At 38.8% G+C, this 17,531-nt stretch carries 13 protein-coding genes and 1 riboswitch; of the genes, 10 read left to right on the top strand and 3 right to left on the bottom strand.

Going from position 1 to position 17,531, the window contains the following annotated elements; translation table 11 throughout:
* Positions 1-367 precede the first annotated feature (367 nt).
* The 5 genes from kamA to H540_RS0104550 all read left to right on the top strand — a co-directional run bounded on the left by kamA (position 368) and on the right by H540_RS0104550 (position 4,189).
* On the top strand, positions 368-1,780 hold the full coding sequence (kamA, locus tag H540_RS0104570; protein ID WP_028399617.1) for a lysine 2,3-aminomutase: 1,413 nt from the start codon (positions 368-370) through the stop codon (positions 1,778-1,780).
* Entirely contained in the window at positions 1,777-2,055 is a 279-nt protein-coding gene (locus H540_RS0104565) for a YokU family protein (RefSeq protein WP_028399616.1), read from the top strand. Before kamA ends, H540_RS0104565 begins: the two co-directional genes overlap by 4 nt.
* A gap of 68 nt (positions 2,056-2,123) precedes the next feature.
* Positions 2,124-2,339, top strand: a complete 216-nt coding sequence (locus H540_RS0104560) for a YozE family protein (protein ID WP_028399615.1) — start codon at positions 2,124-2,126, stop codon at positions 2,337-2,339.
* Positions 2,340-2,558: 219 nt separating this feature from the next.
* Positions 2,559-2,708 (top strand): hypothetical protein, encoded by a 150-nt coding sequence (locus tag H540_RS33980; RefSeq protein ID WP_169729565.1) that lies wholly within the window; start codon positions 2,559-2,561, stop codon positions 2,706-2,708.
* A 5-nt stretch (positions 2,709-2,713) separates the two neighbouring features.
* A complete protein-coding gene (locus tag H540_RS0104550; RefSeq protein WP_028399614.1) occupies positions 2,714-4,189 on the top strand; it encodes a recombinase family protein in 1,476 nt (491 codons plus the stop codon).
* Between the two features lie 790 nt (positions 4,190-4,979).
* Here the strand turns inward: H540_RS0104550 and thiH are convergent.
* Positions 4,980-6,062, bottom strand: a complete 1,083-nt coding sequence (gene thiH / locus H540_RS0104540; protein WP_028399613.1) for a 2-iminoacetate synthase ThiH — start codon at positions 6,060-6,062, stop codon at positions 4,980-4,982.
* 52 nt (positions 6,063-6,114) lie between these two features.
* Positions 6,115-6,214, bottom strand: a riboswitch (TPP riboswitch).
* A gap of 24 nt (positions 6,215-6,238) precedes the next feature.
* Entirely contained in the window at positions 6,239-7,210 is a 972-nt protein-coding gene (locus H540_RS0104535; RefSeq protein ID WP_028399612.1) for an NAD(P)H-dependent flavin oxidoreductase, read from the bottom strand.
* A 316-nt stretch (positions 7,211-7,526) separates the two neighbouring features.
* Between H540_RS0104535 and H540_RS0104530 the strand changes: the two genes are divergently transcribed.
* The 4 genes from H540_RS0104530 (at position 7,527) to H540_RS0104510 (ending at position 15,020) form a co-directional block, all read left to right on the top strand.
* Positions 7,527-8,708 (top strand): RNA-guided endonuclease InsQ/TnpB family protein, encoded by a 1,182-nt coding sequence (locus H540_RS0104530; RefSeq protein WP_028399611.1) that lies wholly within the window; start codon positions 7,527-7,529, stop codon positions 8,706-8,708.
* 824 nt (positions 8,709-9,532) lie between these two features.
* A complete protein-coding gene (locus H540_RS0104520) occupies positions 9,533-10,165 on the top strand; it encodes a TetR/AcrR family transcriptional regulator (protein ID WP_028399609.1) in 633 nt (210 codons plus the stop codon).
* Positions 10,166-10,211: 46 nt separating this feature from the next.
* Positions 10,212-12,575 (top strand): PEP/pyruvate-binding domain-containing protein, encoded by a 2,364-nt coding sequence (locus H540_RS0104515; RefSeq protein WP_028399608.1) that lies wholly within the window; start codon positions 10,212-10,214, stop codon positions 12,573-12,575.
* Positions 12,576-12,878: 303 nt separating this feature from the next.
* On the top strand, positions 12,879-15,020 hold the full coding sequence (locus H540_RS0104510; protein WP_028399607.1) for an ATP-dependent Clp protease ATP-binding subunit: 2,142 nt from the start codon (positions 12,879-12,881) through the stop codon (positions 15,018-15,020).
* A 52-nt stretch (positions 15,021-15,072) separates the two neighbouring features.
* On the opposite strand, the gene H540_RS29000 is transcribed toward H540_RS0104510, so the two are convergent.
* Entirely contained in the window at positions 15,073-16,758 is a 1,686-nt protein-coding gene (locus H540_RS29000; protein WP_034670359.1) for a glycosyl hydrolase family 28-related protein, read from the bottom strand.
* Positions 16,759-17,044: 286 nt separating this feature from the next.
* Between H540_RS29000 and H540_RS0104500 the strand changes: the two genes are divergently transcribed.
* Entirely contained in the window at positions 17,045-17,452 is a 408-nt protein-coding gene (locus tag H540_RS0104500; protein ID WP_028399606.1) for a hypothetical protein, read from the top strand.
* The last annotated feature ends 79 nt before the right edge of the window (positions 17,453-17,531 follow it).

The following is a 17,531-nucleotide window of genomic DNA, read 5'->3' as shown; positions in this document are numbered from 1 at the left end:
TAGGAACAATGCCAAAGCTTTATTACATACTTGACAGAAGATAGAAATAACCGAGTAAAGATCACGATAAGCCGCGGTTATGCTGCCAGATTTTCGGCAGGGGATGCTTGCTGACAGTACCGGCAAAGGAAACTGAAGTATTTTATAGCCTGCAAGCTTTTAAATGCTCCGTCAAATGCAATATAAACTTAAAAAATGTGGAACAGCTGCCAGGTACTCGGCAGCTGTTTGTGTGTTTTCACCAAGAATATCGTTGTTACATATAAAAATAATATGGAAATGTATAGAAAACGAAGGCAGACGGTACAAAAGCGTCGGCACAGTTTTTGCTTTTATAAAAAGTAAAGAATTAAAGGGGGAAACTCTTATGCTGTACAACTTATATAAACCAAAGCGCCATTGGAGCGAAATTGAACTGTGGAAGGATGTTACAGAAGAGCAATGGAACGATTGGATTTGGCAGCTTACCAACACAATTAAAACATTGGATGATTTGAAAAAGGTCATCAATTTAACAGCGGACGAAGAAGAAGGAGTGCGCATTTCCACAAAAACAATTCCTCTTAATATTACTCCGTACTATGCTTCTCTCATGAATCCGGATGATCCGCGCTGTCCGGTACGCATGCAGTCTGTTCCGATTTCGAAAGAGCTCTATAAAACGAAATATGATTTGGAAGATCCGCTTCACGAGGATGAGGATTCTCCGGTGCCGGGATTAACGCACCGCTATCCGGACCGGGTGCTGTTTTTAGTTACAAACCAATGCTCTATGTATTGCCGGTATTGTACGCGCCGCCGATTCAGCGGACAAATTGGAATGGGCGTGCCGAAGAAGCAGTTGGATGCCGCGATTCAGTATATCGCACAAACGCCGCAAGTACGGGACGTTCTTATTTCTGGGGGAGACGGTTTATTAATTAATGATAATATTTTAGAATATATCTTGAAAAACTTACGAGCGATTCCTCATGTTGAAATCATTCGCATCGGCACAAGGGCCCCGGTCGTATTTCCGCAGCGTATTACAGAAAATCTTTGCGATATCTTGAAAAAATATCATCCGGTTTGGCTGAACACACACTTTAATACTTCCATCGAAATTACCGAGGAAGCGAAGCACGCTTGCGAAATGCTCGTGAATTCGGGCGTGCCTGTCGGAAATCAGGCTGTTATATTAGCGGGAATTAATGACAGTGTAGCAATCATGAAAAAATTAATGTATGATTTAGTAAAAATTCGCGTACGCCCGTATTATATTTATCAATGCGATTTGTCAGAAGGAATCAGCCATTTCCGTGCGCCTGTATCGAAAGGGCTGGAAATTATGGAAGGGCTGCGAGGGCATACATCCGGTTATGCAGTACCTACCTTTGTTGTTGATGCACCGGGTGGTGGAGGGAAAATTGCGCTTCAGCCTAATTATTTAATATCCCAAAGCCCTGACAAAGTTGTACTCCGCAACTTTGAAGGCGTTATTACTACGTATCCGGAGCCGGAAAATTATGTGCCGGGACGTGCAGACGGCTATTTTAAAGAAGTATATCCAGATGCAGATGAAAAGCGTTCAAATATCGGCATAGCAGCTCTTATGAACGACAGCAAATTTAATCTCGTACCGGAAGGACTGCAGCGTATGGACCGCCGCAAAACATATGAAACAGACCCGACACATAGCTCCTTAAAAAACAAGCGGGATAAGCGCGACGAGTTAAAAGAGAAGAAGTTTCAGGCGCAAATCACAAAAATGAAAACGTCAGAGGGAGAAGCGACATCATGAAGTGCAGCTGGTGCGAAAATACGACAGCAAAGGAAAGTGTAAATACTGTATATTGGGAGCTTCCAGACGGTACGAAAACAGTACAAATTGAGGAAACGCCGTGTGTATGCTGCTCTGCGTGCGGAATGACATATCAAACGGAAGATACTGTAAAGCAAATTGAGGATCAGCTTTTCTTAATTGACACGAAGCAGCTGCCAAAGATTCTTTCATTTGAGGATTTAATGAAACGCCCGCGTCTTCTGAAACGAAACTATTTTGATTTCTCAACATGAACCAGCCAATCGGCTGGTTTTTTTCAATATCTCTGTGTATAATGAAGCAAAAAACAGGGGGGCACTCTATGAACAAGTCATTCTATCATTATATGATGAAATACCGCGACAGCTACCAAAAAGACGATTTAACGGTGCTGGCCATAAAAATGTATGATGATCACAGCTTTCCGAAGCAATCCGCTGAATACGATGAAATCAGCTCTTATTTAGAACTGAGCGGTTTGCTAGAAAGCATGACCATTTTTGATCAGGCATGGGAAAAATATGTACAGGAAGCGTAAGCACACCACATACTAGGGTGTGCTTTTTTATGTCCAGCTCCACCGGCTAGGTGCTACCCTCCAAGAACCTCCGCCAATGCATTTGCAAAAAAACGCTTTTCTTGTAGGCAAAATTCTTTTTGTATAATGCACATCTATAATAAGCGTTTTCCTTCAGCCCGCATATACTGATATCGTCAGAATACCATTGGATCACGACTCGTAAAGGGGAGGAATAGTTTGACTAGAAAAAAACAACCTAAATACAATATTGGCGATATAGTCGTGATTACGTTGTATGGCACAGTCGGCAAGATTACAAATATTAATTTTCTATTTTTATTAGATGAAAAATATGGCGTCATTCCAAATGCATATATTAAGAGGTGAAGCGAATGGGATTAGCCGCGATTTATTTACGCTTATCAAGAAACGAGGAACATTTAGATATAGATGAAATTCTGACTAATCACCGAAATGCTCTAATCAAGCTTTCAAAACAACAAAAACTAACCTATGACATTTACCAAGAAATTTCAAGTGGGGTTAATACTGAAAGACCTCAGTTGAATTTGTTGCTAAGTAGACTAGATGATTATGACGCCCTTCTTGTAATGGACATCGATAGAATTTCTCGTGATAATGCTCATGCTGAAGAAATTAAGAAGATGTTGATTCTCCACGACATCAAAATTTTGACTCCTCAAGGTGCAATAGATTTGTCTCAGGAAAGCAATGAAATGCTTTTCTCATTTCAAGCGATGATGGCAAACTTCGAATACAAACAAATTCGTAAACGTTTAGGAAGAGGGAGATTAGCAGCAGCAGAACAAGGCAAATGGACGATGTCGAATCGTATTCCTCTAGGATACAAGAAGAACGAAGATAAACGATTAGAAATAGTTGAAGATGAAGCTAAAATAATTCGTCACATCTTTCAAAAGACATTAGAGCGAGTTAGTGCGAATGAAATCGCGAAGCAGTTAGATATGCTCGGATGGAGAAGCAGACAAGGTAAAGTACTGACTAGCTCCCACATTAGTCAAATTAGAAAGAATCCAGTTTATTACGGAGTCATTCAAGCGTGCAGACGAGTTAATGGCAGAGTGGTTGATGAAGTGTTCGTTGAGAATGCTCACTCTGGTATTGTAAGCAAACAAACATTTTTAGAGGTTCAAAAGATGTTAGAAGAGAATAGTCAAGACAAGTTCTTTCACAAGTTGAAAGCTACGAGAAGACTTCAAAATCTAATTTACTGTAACTGCTGCGGAAGAAAGAGATATTTGCAATGTGATGGAAACGGTGTTGAGTTCATAAAATCGTGCAGTTACAAAATTGATAATAACGTATGTCAAGACAGAGGCCACAAGTACCTTTCAATAGAGAAGTTTGTATTACAGAAGGTTAAAGAAAGAAAGACGGATTTTGAACAAGCACTAAAAAAGTTGAAATCTCTTGATACAACCGATGTAGAGAAGAAGTTAGCGATTCAACGAGAATCATTGAATAAGCAATTAGAAAAACTCAATAAACGGCAACGAAATTTGAAAGAGATGCGAATGGACGGAGAGATAACAAAAAACGATTTTTACGAAATGCGGGATGAGAATGAAGAACAAATCAGGCAAGTTCAACAACAAATAGAGCTCATTGACATTCAATTAGAAAATTTATCTAATACAGATGAAGAGCAACAACGACTAGAAGACACTATTAGAACATTAGATAAGCTAGATGAACTTGAGTCTGAGCCTTGTAACACTTTTCTCAAGACGTTTATTAAGAAGATATGGTTCTCTTCAAATACAGAAGCAAATCATGACACCACAAGAGAAAGAAAAGCAGCTACAATAAAGATTGAATGGCTATAAAAAGTATCTTAAGCAATATTGTTCTAGAGTAATCTTCAGAAGCTCTAGAATGACCTAAATTGCATCTGGGCAAAGACTATTACATTTAGAATCAATGGCAGTTCAAAACAGTCTTATCTATATTTCTAATCAATTAGATGGTCAAAAGACAAAAGAACTTGAGCAATTCATCAAAGGAAGCGAATAATTTCGCTGTTTTTTTATTTTTGCTTTACTTGTGAATAGGTTGTGGGTATATTCAGGTGAAATTCATTTGAATAATTTCCTTTACCGAATTAAATAGGACTTAATTAACCTAAAAGAGATCAGTCAGGTCGACTTTTTTCTATATTATATGGAGTTTCTGCCTTACACTTCAAATTTCAGCGATATAAGAGTAGGGTAAGGTACACAGACAAAACATCTCGCATACTATATCGTCGAGGTGAGCGCACCATGGATTTTAACTACGAAGAAATTGGCACGTTTAATGCAGAGAAAGCTGCAAAAGCACTCATTGAATTAACCCAGAAAATTAAGAAGGAAGATAAAAAAGAAGACGAGAAAGCAAGTTAGACCTGTACAAAATTCAATTGTACGGGTTTTCTTTTTTATTTTATAATTGTACTTGAGTAAAAGCACTTGTGAAAACTGACAAATCCATAGGAAAAGAGACAAGGAAGCGTTTCTTCACTAGAATAGAAGTGCGACCAACCATCCTTGAAAGGAGCTCCCTTGTCTCATGAATAGCTTAGCGTATCAAAACGAACTGTACAATAACTGGCTAGTAAGAAAAAAGTCTTAATTATCTTCATCGGGTTTGATAGTCGTTAATGTGCAACATATCTTTTATTTTGTCAACACTTCGTTCATCGGAAATTTCAAACTGACTGTGGCTGGTCTCTTTGTTTACATAACCACCGACAGCAGTTGAGGAAGCTGCAGACATTTTAGTAACGCCCATACTAATAAGGTGGTCACGAAGTTCTGGCTGCTCTCTTGTTGAAAGGATAATATCTGATTCTGGCAAAAATAAACGCATTGCTATCATGGCTTGAAGTAAATTTTTATCTGTAACATTTGTTTTTGGCTGAAAATCTCCCAAATGAGGGCGCATTCTTGGAAATCCAATCCCGATTTCCGTTTCTGCATACTTATGTTTCAAGTAAGCAGCATGAATACCGGTAAAGAACACTTCTTTCCGCCAGTCATCCATTCCCAGGAGTGCCCCGATATTAACCTTGCTTATTCCTGCTTTGCAACCCCGTTCCGGCGTATCCAATCGATATGAGTAGTTTCGTTTTGGACCTTTCACATGAATTTGCTTATATATGTCTTCGTTGTATACTTCCTGATAAACAGTGAGTCCGGTTATGCCACATTGAATCAATTCCCGATATTCTTCTGTTTTCAGAGGGTGTAACTCAATTGAAAGGGAGGAAAAATATTTCTTTAAAATCGTGATACTTTCTTTAAGATAATCAATAGAGGCATGTAACCGTGATTCCCCAGTTAAAATAAGCAAGTGTTCAATTCCTGTTTCAGCTATTACCTTGGCCTCTGCTTCAATTTCTGACAAGGTAAGTTTTTTTCGAGGAAAATCATTGTTTATGCTGTAACTGCAATACAGGCACTGATTGACGCAGTGATCGGAGATATAGAGAGGTGCAAACAACTGCATTACTTTCCCAAAATGTTGAATAGTTACTTGTTGAGCCTTTTGCCCCATATCTTCTAAAAAAGGCTCTGCTGCAGGCGATAATAAAGTTAAAAAATCCAACTCGTTTAACGTTGTTTTATTTATTACGTGCTTTACATCTTCATGAGTTAGTGATGAAAAATAGTCCTCAAAAGATAAGTTCTTTTTCTCATAATATTTTTTGTAATAGTTCATTTTTCTATCCTCCTTGAAATATAAAGCTTACCCCAAAAAATAGGTAAGCTGCACAAGCGTGTTTAATCTTCCCTACGTTGGTACTAATCAAATCAGGTTCAAAGGGTTGGATTGCTCCTCTCAGCCTCAAAAGGGCACCCCTAGATTTCTATCAAATGTTATTTATTTTTATAAAATCATATACAAGCTTCATATTCTCTCATAATGTTGTTGATGATTGTTTTAACTGGCAGGATTTCTTCGATTTCATGCACTCTTGCACCGGCAAAAACAAGGCCATTCTCGCAATCTCCATTCATAGATGTAATCAAAGAATCTAGCGTACAAAAACGATAAGAACAATTTTTCAGGCAATTAATGCACTTCTTAATGTTCACCTTTTTATCATCAGAAATAAGTTCAGTGAAATGATTCTTAATCACACGACCCTGGAGACCAACGGTTGTTTTTACCAAAATAGTATCTTCCTGCCGCGCGTGTACATATTTTTCTTTAAATGATAACGGAGCATCGCACTCTTCACTAGCAACGAACCTCGTTCCCATCTGTACTCCAGAAGCCCCCATACTTAAGGCGCGCCCGAGATCTTCTCCGGTCATAATTCCTCCAGCAGCAATAACTGGAATCTTAACCGCAGAAACCACTTCTGGTAATATATCGAACAAAGGTCTTTCGGTACCAAGGTGCCCTCCGGCTTCATAGCCTTCTACAACAACAGCAGAAGCACCTAGACGTTCTGACAGCTTAGCAAGCTTCGCTGAAGATACAATCGAGATGACAGGTATGCCGGATTCTTTGCCCCAAGCATACATATCTCTTGAAATTCCAGCACCTGATATGATGAAATCAATCTTTTCTTCAATGGCTGCTTTCATTTTTTCAGCAAAGTCATTCATGGCGAAAAGAACGTTTACCCCAATATAGCCGGAATCCTTTATACAATCCTTCGCCTTCCTTATATGTGATCTCATTTCATCGACGGTAATCCCCGTTCCTGATATGATTCCAATTCCCCCAGCGTTCGCAACAGCAGATGCTAGTCTACTTAAAGAAATTCCCACACCCATACCACCTTGCATGATTGGAACCTTTGGCACCATGTGACCTATTTTCAATTGTGGAAAGTTCAAGAAAAAACCCCATTTCATTATTATTTAGAAGGTTCTTAACACCTTCTCATTGTAGCGATAGGGTTTCCATAAAACAGTGAGTTAATTAACATCTACTTCTAATAGTTAATAATATTTTTTCCTTTGTCACAGAATGCTCAAATTTATCATAAATTGGGCGAGAATACCCCCACTTCAAGCGTGTGAATGGTGTGTAACGGTAAGTGGGGGATGAATCGCCTTCGGGCAAGAGATAGGCACGTTCCATCTCTATTGTCTGACATGTAAAAATTTTGTAAATGAATAGAACGTATGTTTTTTGTGGTACAATGAGGAATAGATAGGGGGTGAATCTATGATTCGAGCGAAACGAGTCTATTTCCAAACCTCAAAGACAAACCTGCAGCGATTGTTTGACTGCAATCGCGAGTCCGCCAAAGTATGGAATGATTGTTTGCGTCACGCAAAGGCATATCATCTGCAACATAATGGAAAATGGATCAACAAGTCTGCCCTGCAAGTACTGACGAAAGGAAGCTACCACTTACATTCTCAAAGCATACAAGCTGTATTTGAAAAGTACTTGTTCGCCAGAGATGCCACAAGAGCTGCCCTCCTAAAAGGAATCAAAACCGCCAAATATCCCTATAAACAAAAGAAACACTACAATACGAAATGGAAGAAAGACGGCTTTTCTGTTAAAGAGAATGGCACCATTCATTTGTCGATGGGCATCCATAACGGAAAACGAGAACAGCCCATTGTCGTATCTGTAAATCCTGCGACCTTACCCGAAGGAAAGCTGAAAGAAATTGAACTCGCATGGGACAATGGACTCTATTTAGCCATCTCTTATGAAGATGGAGAGATTCCCATGAGGCACACATACACGCATTCTGCAGGTGTAGACATGGGAGAAATCCACTCGATTGCTGCGTTTTGTGAAACCGGTGAAGCACTCATTGTCACCGGCAGAAAAATTCGCTCGATCCATCAGCTGCGCAATAAAAAGCTGGGGGAACTTCAACGTCTCATGAGTAAATGCAACAAGTATTCCCGGCAATGGAAGAAATACAATCGCGCCAAGCAGTTCATCCTGTCCAAGTCATCCAAGCAATTGCAGGATGCCCTCCACAAGACCACGAAGAACTTCGTCGATTGGTGCCTGGAAAACGAAGTGAAGCAAGTTTTCGTCGGCAATCCAGAAGGCGTACAGCGAAGGAAACAGAAAAAACGGACGAAACACGTCAACCAAAAGCTGTCAAATTGGTCATTTGGCACACTCCGCGCGTATTTAGAGTATAAACTGCACGCAAAAGGCATTCTCTTGTTTCTCGTAGACGAAGCATACACTTCTCAAACATGTCCATGTTGCCAAAGAAGAAAGAAAGTGCGGACACGCAACTATGTTTGTGCGTGCGGCTACGAAGAACACCGGGACATTCATGGTGCCCGCAACATTTTGGCAAAAGAACTGTACGGAAAGATGTGTCATATTCCGGAAGAAACAAAAAGAAAGTATCTACGGATTGCGTAAGCAAAAAGTAGTAGACGGTGTGTTCCCACCCTTCTGCATGTGCAGAAGTTGCTTAGTCAGACAAAGGAAGGAGCCCCTGCATAGGTGCAGAGAGGAGATGGCAAATCCGCTTCTCATGGGACCTTATCTTTGTTGGTGCTAAGAAACTCCCACTTCCAGGAGCGGAAGCGAGTAAGTGGGGGAGGTTCATTTTTACGATCTTATACTTTATTTTCTGAAAACAATCGGCAATCGAAGAAAAAAATTAATGAACAAAAGACAGCCTATGGACATCTTAAATCTCTCACGCTTTAAGATTATCGGCATGTTGGAGAATGAATATGACTTTCAAATTCAGGTGGAGATAACATCTCCGCCTTCTGTTTGCCCTCATTGTGAATACGTAGCCAACCTGAAATACCTCTCCCTTTATGCGTCTAAAAAAGTACACTTTTATATACTAAAAAACAGTACACTTCGACGTGTCTATTAACGTGTACTTTTACGAACGGTACGTATAAACCTAATTGGTTAAGATCCCATCTTATATGCAACTAAGTTAATTGGGGAATTAAACTGTGTAACAGAATAAACACCACTCTTTTTTAAAGGGGATTTTTGCGTCTTCAATGGTTTCCATATTCCTATAACCCACGCAGATACAATAACAAAATTATCCAAATGCTAAAATTTAGGTAATATATACTCAAAACAAATTTAGATAATTGACCATGTTAGTCAAAAATGATACATTATCATTGACCACACCAGTCAAAAAAGAATATATTATCATTGACTCGTGTGGTCCTTTTTACAATTATTTATTAAGCAAGGTGGCAAACATTATGTTTTCAAAATTCTTAAGTTTAAAACGTGAAAAGCAAGATCGTATTTTAAATGCAGCGATAAAAGAATTCACACAAAAGGGTTTTAAAAATGCATCTACAGATAAAATTGTGAAAGATGCAAATATTTCAAAAGGGTCGCTGTTTCACTATTTTAATAATAAGAAGGATTTGTTTTTATTTTTGTATGACTATTCGTTAGAGATTCTTATGGATGAGTTTTTTGGGGAAATTGACTTAAATGAAACAGATCTTCTAGCAAGATTCCGGCAGCTTGTATTGCTTAAAGTGGAATTAGTTAAGAAATACCCTGACATGTTTGATTTCATTAAGGTTGCATATTTTGAAGAATCAGAGGATGTGAAGCGTGAGTTAGAGCATCGAAATAAAGAGAAAATTGCAATCAGTTATGAAAAAGTACTTGAAGATATCGATGTTTCTAAATTTAGAGAGGATATTGATCACAAAAGAGCGATTAATATGGTTGTTTGGACGCTAGAAGGTTTCAGTAAACAGGAACAGGAAAAAGCAAGGCACGTTTCTCTGAGTGAACTTCATTTAGAAGATATGGTAGCAGAAATGGATTATTATTTAGAGCTATTAAGAAAATGTCTATATAAGGAATGTTCATGAGGCTGTGAAAAGTGAATGCGGAGATTATGAAAAGGAGTTGTTTTATGTGGATAACACGGTAAAAAATTTTAAAGAATTAACTCCTGATCTTCAGCCATACGCAGGTGGAAAAGGTGGCATGCTTTCCAAAATGTTTCAAGAAGGATATCCTGTGCCAGAAGGTTTTATAGTGTTGCCCTCAGCTTTTCAAGAAGCTAAATTAAGTGATATATCTTTGAATAAGATATACGATTATTTGAATGCCATTCGAAAAAATAATGAATCTGCATTATTTGCCGTACGATCATCTGCATTAAGTGAAGATTCAGGCCAGGCATCTTTTGCAGGAGAGTTTGAAACGGTTCTAAATGTAAAAACGGACGAAGAGGTTTTGAATGCTATCTATAAGGTTTATCAATCAACACAGTCTGAAAGAGTAAAAGTATATAGTACAGTGCAAGGAATTGATCATTCTCACCAAATTGCAATAGTCGTTCAATTAATGGTACAATCTGAAATTTCAGGAGTATTGTTTACTGCTGATCCGATTACAGGCAGCCGCCTAAATATGACAGGTAATTATGTCTATGGATTGGGAGAGCAGCTTGTATCCGGGGAGGCAAATGCACACTCTTTTACCATTATGAGACTAAAAGGGAAATATGCTGGTCCAGATGAGTTTCAAAAATATGCATCAACACTCTATAAACTTGCTGCTAGGCTTGAGAAAGAATTGAATTGTCCTCAAGATATGGAATGGGCTGTATCAAAAGGAAAACTATATATCCTTCAAGCAAGACCTATTACAACGTTAAATTCGGGTAATCTTGAAACCTATGAATGGAATGATACGTTACTTGGAGATTTTCTATGGACCAATACGAATATAGGAGAGGCAATTCCTGATGTTATGACGCCGCTTACATGGTCTTTACTAAGAGCGCTTGATGAAGAGTCAAATGTAGTCCCTGGGTATTATATGTGGTCTGGCAATATATGCGGAAGAGCCTACACAAATATTAGTCATGCATTATCTTTATACACAGTATTTGGAATGAATCCAAAGGGTGGGAAGATGGCAAAATTGATTAGTGACGCATTAGGGGAAATACCTGAAGGAATCAATGTACCTTTGTATCCATTTTCAAGACTTGGATTACTAAAGGAAATGGCAGTAAAACTAAAACCATATCTTTTAAAATTAAATAAAGCGATGAAAAATATACGAGAGTATCTTGAGGACACACCAACTTGGTGCGTTCAAACGACAGAGAAAATTAGATATGCACGGACAAAGCAAGAACTATTAGTATTATGGAAAGAGGAACTCTACCCATATATTTGTAAAGCTTGGTTTACTTTACTTGCCGGTGGACGTAAGTCTGGTAGGACTTCTTCTAAATTGACTACTAAGCTAACAAAGCTTGTAGGAAAAGAGGATGCGAATCTACTATTATCCAACCTCAGAGGTAATGCTGGACTTGCAAGTCTCGGCCCTGTCATTGGCATATCTAATGTAATTAAGGGCAAAATGAGTCGTGAAGAATATTTAATGCAGCAAGGTCATCGAGGACCTCACGAATTCGAATTATCAATTCCTCACCCTGCAGAGGATATACATTGGCTTGAAAGTCAGATAGAGGAATATATGAAGTCTGGCATTGATGCAGAAGTTCTTTTAAATAAACAACATACTCAATACGAAGGTGCATTTACAAGATTTCAGGAGCGTTTCCCCAACAAGGTAAAATGGCTTAAGACACAGTTAGCAAAAGCATCCGAATATGCTGCTCTAAGAGAAACAACACGTTCAGAGTTTGTAAGAGTTTATCGAGTAGCTCGAGCTTTTATACTTAGAACAGGTGAACTTACAGGAATAAAAGATGACGTATTTTTCTTATATGTTAATGAAGTTGTGAAGTTACTTTCTGGAGATGACGTAGCAGTTACGTATATACAAGTCAGAAGAGAAAACTACGAAAAATACAAGGCTCTTCCCCCGCTTCCATCAATCATTAATGGACGGTTCGACCCTTTCAAGTGGGCAGAAGACCCAGATCGAAGAGTTGACTATTTTGATACTCATATGCCTATCAAAGCATCTGATTCTGAAACACTAAAAGGCTTTGCTGGAGCAGCAGGGCGAATAGAAGGAAGTGTACGTGTTCTGACAAGTCCTGAAGAAGGAGATACCCTTCTGTCAGGTGAAATTTTAGTTGCATCTACTACCAATGTTGGATGGACACCGCTTTTCCCTAAAGCTGCAGCTATCATAACAGACATAGGAGCGCCTCTATCTCATGCTGCCATCGTAGCTAGAGAGCTTGGCATTCCTGCTATTGTGGGATGCGGTAACGCCACCACAAGGCTTAAGACAGGAGACAGAGTTATAGTTGACGGTGGGCAAGGTGTTGTACAGATATTAGATTGAAAAAGTTTACTGTCATTGCATTTATTTTTGCGAGAAAGAACATGTAAAAAAGAGATGAAGAACCACCTTTTTTTCAAAAATCATCATTATTGAGCATTTAAAAACCGGTATGTTGTGCTAGTTCAGCAGCATACTGGTTTTTATTTATTACGGGAGCAATACTGTTATCACCCAAAAATTACCGCTTGATAATGATTATAAAGGGAGTAAAATAATCACCAAAAGGTCAAAGTTAGTCAAAGTCAATTTTTGATTATAATAGTTATTTAAATAGATACAATGTTGTGAAGGAGTGAAATGTATATGAAATGTCAAAATTGTGGTCAAAATCAAGCGAATATTTTATTGAATGTAAATATAAACGGTCAAAAAAGCGAAAGACATCTATGCCGCGTTTGTTATGAGAAGGAGAAGAGCAGGCAATTTGCAATGAACCGTTCTCCGTTTGATGGTTTTTCTCATCTGTTTGATATGTTTGGAAACCATATGCATGCAGCATCAGAACATAACCGGTCAAATCATGCTTCAGCAAATGCTCAAAACGCGAAAGGAAGCCGTTTTTTAGATGGAATGGCGCGAAATTTAAGCGAAGCTGCTAAAAACGGCTTGATCGATCCTGTAATTGGGAGAGATAAGGAAGTAGAACGAGTGATCGAAATCCTTAATCGAAGAAACAAAAATAATCCTGTTCTTATCGGCGAACCAGGTGTCGGTAAAACTGCGATTGCAGAAGGATTGGCACTCCGTATCGCAGAAGAAAAAGTTCCGGCTAAATTACTGAATAAAGTAATTTATGTTTTAGATGTTGCATCGTTAGTATCTGATACAGGTGTACGCGGACAATTTGAAGAGCGTATGAAAATGTTAATTGAAGAACTGCAACAGAACAATAATATTATTTTATTTATTGACGAAATTCATACAATCGTAGGTGCAGGTTCAGCACAAGGCTCCATGGATGCCGGAAACATTTTAAAACCGGCTTTGGCACGGGGGGAGCTGCAAGTAATAGGTGCGACTACATTAAAGGAATATCGCATTATCGAAAAAGATGCAGCTTTAGAAAGACGCTTTCAGCCAGTAATAGTAAATGAGCCTTCTGTTGAAGAGGCTATCGAGATATTAAAAGGCCTTAAGGACAAATATGAACACTATCATGAAGTACAAATATCTGATGAAGCCATTCAAGCATGCGTAACGCTTTCACACCGCTATATTCAAGATCGTTACTTGCCGGATAAGGCAATAGACTTGCTAGATGAAGCAGGTTCAAAAGTAAACTTGAGAGAAAGCAGTCAAGAACCGGCAAAACTGCAGGTGGAATTAGAGCAGATTAGAAGCGAGAAGGATATCGCTACAAAAGAAGAACGTTATGAAAAAGCGGCGCAATTGCGCGATGAAGAAAAACGAATAATGGAACAACTAAGCGCTGTGAAAGGACGAACAGTAGCGGAAGTAAAAGTAGAAGATATTGAAAAAATTATAGAAGATAAAACCGGAATTCCGGTAAGAAAGCTGCAGCAGCAGGAACAGCAAAAATTGCAAAACTTAAAACAAAGACTAACCGATAAAGTAATTGGACAAGAAGAAGCAGTTGATAAAGTTGCAAAAGCAGTTAGACGCGGAAGAGCAGGATTAAAATCAAAAACAAGACCGACGGCCTCCTTCATGTTTGTAGGGCCGACCGGTGTAGGTAAAACAGAGCTTGCAAAAACGCTGGCCGAGGAAGTGTTCGGAGATAAAGAGGCAATGATTCGCTTAGATATGAGCGAATACATGGAGAAGCACACTGTTTCAAAACTAATCGGTTCTCCTCCTGGATATGTAGGACACGAAGAAGCAGGACAGCTGACGGAAAAAGTAAGAAGAAAACCTTACAGCATCGTACTTTTAGATGAAATTGAAAAAGCACATCCGGACGTTCAGCACATCTTCCTACAAATTTTAGAGGACGGACGCTTAACGGACAGTCAAGGAAGAACTGTAAGCTTTAAGGATACAATTATTATTATGACAAGCAATGCGGGAATAACTGATAAGAAGGCTCCGACAGTCGGCTTCGGAAGCGCGAATGAAGACAAGCAGCAAGTCAACATTATGGATTCCTTAACGGCATACTTCAAACCGGAATTCTTAAACCGATTCGATGCGATTATTTCGTTTAATCATTTGAAAGAAGCAGACTTAGTGAAAATTGTGGAGCTATTGTCCAAGGAATTACAAGAAAATCTAAAAGAGCAAGACATCGAACTGACTATGGACGAAGCTGCCAAGAAAAGAATCGCTGAAATCGGATATCACCCTGCTTTCGGAGCAAGACCGCTGCGCCGAGTCATTCAAGAAAAAGTGGAAGATACAGTAGCTGACTTGCTTCTTAACGGCGAAGTGAAGAAGATTCAAGTGTCAGTTGTAGATAATGAACTTCAAGTGAATAAGATTGAATAAACATCATGCACCAGGTATTAGTCTGGTGCATTTTTTATAAATTTCTGTGTTTTTATATTGTTTCATAATCATTTCCTGCAATAGAAAAGGGGGTTTTATAACCCCTTGCATAAAATTCTGAAATACTTGTGGGGAAGTTAGCAGCTTTAAATCCATATCTTCCGTTTTGGCTTAAGGCAATTACTTTATGAATTCTAACGCTTTGTACGCCGGACCCTATATCGATAGCTTGCGGGGCAGAATTACGAATCATTACGTTGCAAATATGGATATGGTCTGCACGGTGTTCACCGCCAAATACCTTAATATCCACGCCTGCGCTTTTAAAATTCCTTATCGCCACATTATTCAGTACAACGTTTCTCGCGCGATATTGGATAGCAATTACAGAATTCCCTTTATAGTTGTAATCAGGATCACCAATCAACGTAAAATTGTTAATGACTACATTTCTATAGGCAGAAACCACCATACCGCGCGGAGTAGAATCAGTATATAGTTCTGTGTAAATGGGTGCTATCGCTGCAATATTCGTGGCCTTGATATTGTAGGCTGTTTTAGATTCAGGGTCAGTACTTTTGTGATGGCCAATATGGCGGAAATTATAGGAACGGTTATCATTTACCGAAATATGACCAATGATTTGAACGTTAGAAGCCGCAGAAGAATTGTGGTGAGCTTTGATTTCCACTCCCCCGAAGCATCTTGAAGTAGAATTATTCACAAGCCAGACATTTCTGGAGCCATCGTCAATTTCAATGCCGTTGGAGTTAGAAGCACCGTTGTCATGCGCTCTGCCGCTCGGATCACACATATGGGAGTTTGAAATTAAAATATAATCGCTATGGTGAGTTGTAATCCCGTCATCGCCAAAGCCATAACCGTTTAAGTTATCCAGCCACACGTACTTGCTCCCGCCCCGTGCACGGGTTCCATCTCCAGAATAATTATAGAAGGTCGATGAAACGTCAAAGCAATGAAGCCCTGCATCAATCCCTTCGACATCCTTAACCCAACCCAATGAAACATTAGCAAATGTCAAACAGCTGGAATGATTGCCGCCGGTACTAGTTTTATCTGTGCTGGCGAGCCTGCCTACATTCCAATCCAAACTCATTCCTTGCACAAGAATATTGCGATTTCCTCTAAGATGGTTAGCGTTTGTAACGAGCCTGGTCCCTTTTGGCGTGTCGTTGTGAAGCTTTATCGTTGTCACGCCTTTTCCTTTCCCGATTAAACACGTCCATGATGGAAGCCTTATTCCCTTTGTTAAAAAAACTCCTTCTGGCACATGAACTTTTACCCGACCGTTTCCAATCGCCTTTTTAAAAGCTTTAGTGTTGTCAGTAATACCATCGCCTACAGCACCGTAATCTGCAACATTTACTTCCAGATGAATTTCATTCATTAACTTTGCGTATTCTGTATCCAATCGTTCTTTCCATCTTGGATAAACATTTCCCTTCTCATCAACAAATGTATCTGATGCTACAATATTATCATTTCCTAAGGAAGTAAAAGTAAGATGAGTCAGGCTTGTCACGAATTTTTTTAAAAAAGCAAGTACCGAAAAAGACTGGGCATAGTTTTGTTCTAGTATATGTCCATTCATGCTGTGCTGATGAAAAAGGCGCTCTGTTTCCTTTATGGCTTTTTTAATATCTTGTTTGCTTTCGGTAATTTGTGATAATAATTTTGCGTTCTTTCTTGGATCATGTTTTTTATCTAAATACAGCATTTTATTTTCTACCTCACTTTGAAAAGCAAAGTTTATGGCACTAAATTTCAATTATATCCTGCCATTATAGAGTTGAACACTTCATTAAGTATATCTGAAACAAGAAGGGAATATTAGATGATTTATTCCTACTATGAGCAACCTTATTCAATTCCACTTTTCTCTATAAACGAGTAAGAAGTCATAAAGCCGCCTTCATCTTTTGGCCATTTTGTTTGAAGTTAGCATAAATTCCTCTTGCACAGAATATAATGGGTTTCAACTTGGTATAGGAAGGGGAGATAGAATGGACAAAGAATCTACACAAGTTAAAATGATAAGGGATAAACGAACAAGGGACGGCATGACACGGATTAACAAGCTTGTCAGCAGAGAAGTATATCAGGATGGCAGTGTCAACGAACTTATTTTATCATTAGATTATGTGTCTTTATATACAGTGCCTAACTTGGCACAAAAATGTGTTAACTTTACATATAAAAGCAGTCAGAATGACTGGGATTTGGATAGGGATTCTTATGAATTAGCCCGTACTGTAGAAGGAAATGACAAGGTGTTACGGTCTCTAGAAGAATATGCACGCGTCTGTTATCTCTTATGGTTTGTAAGAAAGGGTGGGCGTGAAATCGTACGAAAAACTACGGGAATGCTAGAACGTGCTGATAGAGCCCAACGTTTATATAACAAATATTGAGTAAGCATGATGCATCAGGTATTAATTTCATTTAGGTTTCGATTTAAGGGTGCAATTCCGAATAACATACTTCATATTG

Source organism: Ectobacillus panaciterrae DSM 19096, assembly GCF_000430785.1.
Classification (GTDB): Bacteria; Bacillota; Bacilli; order Bacillales; family Bacillaceae_G; genus Ectobacillus; species Ectobacillus panaciterrae.
The sequence above is the reverse complement of the archived record's forward strand: the minus strand, read 5'-3'. Positions and strand labels throughout refer to the sequence as shown.

Excerpts from the sequence above, each read along its gene's own strand:
- H540_RS0104500 (WP_028399606.1), top strand. The coding sequence starts at position 17,045 with ATGGACAAAGAATCTACACAAGTTAAAATGATAAGGGATAAACGAACA.
- H540_RS0104510 (WP_028399607.1), top strand. The coding sequence starts at position 12,879 with ATGAAATGTCAAAATTGTGGTCAAAATCAAGCGAATATTTTATTGAAT.
- kamA (WP_028399617.1), top strand. The coding sequence starts at position 368 with ATGCTGTACAACTTATATAAACCAAAGCGCCATTGGAGCGAAATTGAA.
- H540_RS0104560 (WP_028399615.1), top strand. The coding sequence starts at position 2,124 with ATGAACAAGTCATTCTATCATTATATGATGAAATACCGCGACAGCTAC.
- H540_RS0104550 (WP_028399614.1), top strand. The coding sequence starts at position 2,714 with ATGGGATTAGCCGCGATTTATTTACGCTTATCAAGAAACGAGGAACAT.
- H540_RS0104565 (WP_028399616.1), top strand. The coding sequence starts at position 1,777 with ATGAAGTGCAGCTGGTGCGAAAATACGACAGCAAAGGAAAGTGTAAAT.
- thiH (WP_028399613.1), bottom strand. The coding sequence starts at position 6,062 with ATGAACTATTACAAAAAATATTATGAGAAAAAGAACTTATCTTTTGAG.
- H540_RS0104530 (WP_028399611.1), top strand. The coding sequence starts at position 7,527 with ATGATTCGAGCGAAACGAGTCTATTTCCAAACCTCAAAGACAAACCTG.
- H540_RS0104535 (WP_028399612.1), bottom strand. The coding sequence starts at position 7,210 with ATGAAATGGGGTTTTTTCTTGAACTTTCCACAATTGAAAATAGGTCAC.
- H540_RS29000 (WP_034670359.1), bottom strand. The coding sequence starts at position 16,758 with ATGCTGTATTTAGATAAAAAACATGATCCAAGAAAGAACGCAAAATTA.
- H540_RS0104520 (WP_028399609.1), top strand. The coding sequence starts at position 9,533 with ATGTTTTCAAAATTCTTAAGTTTAAAACGTGAAAAGCAAGATCGTATT.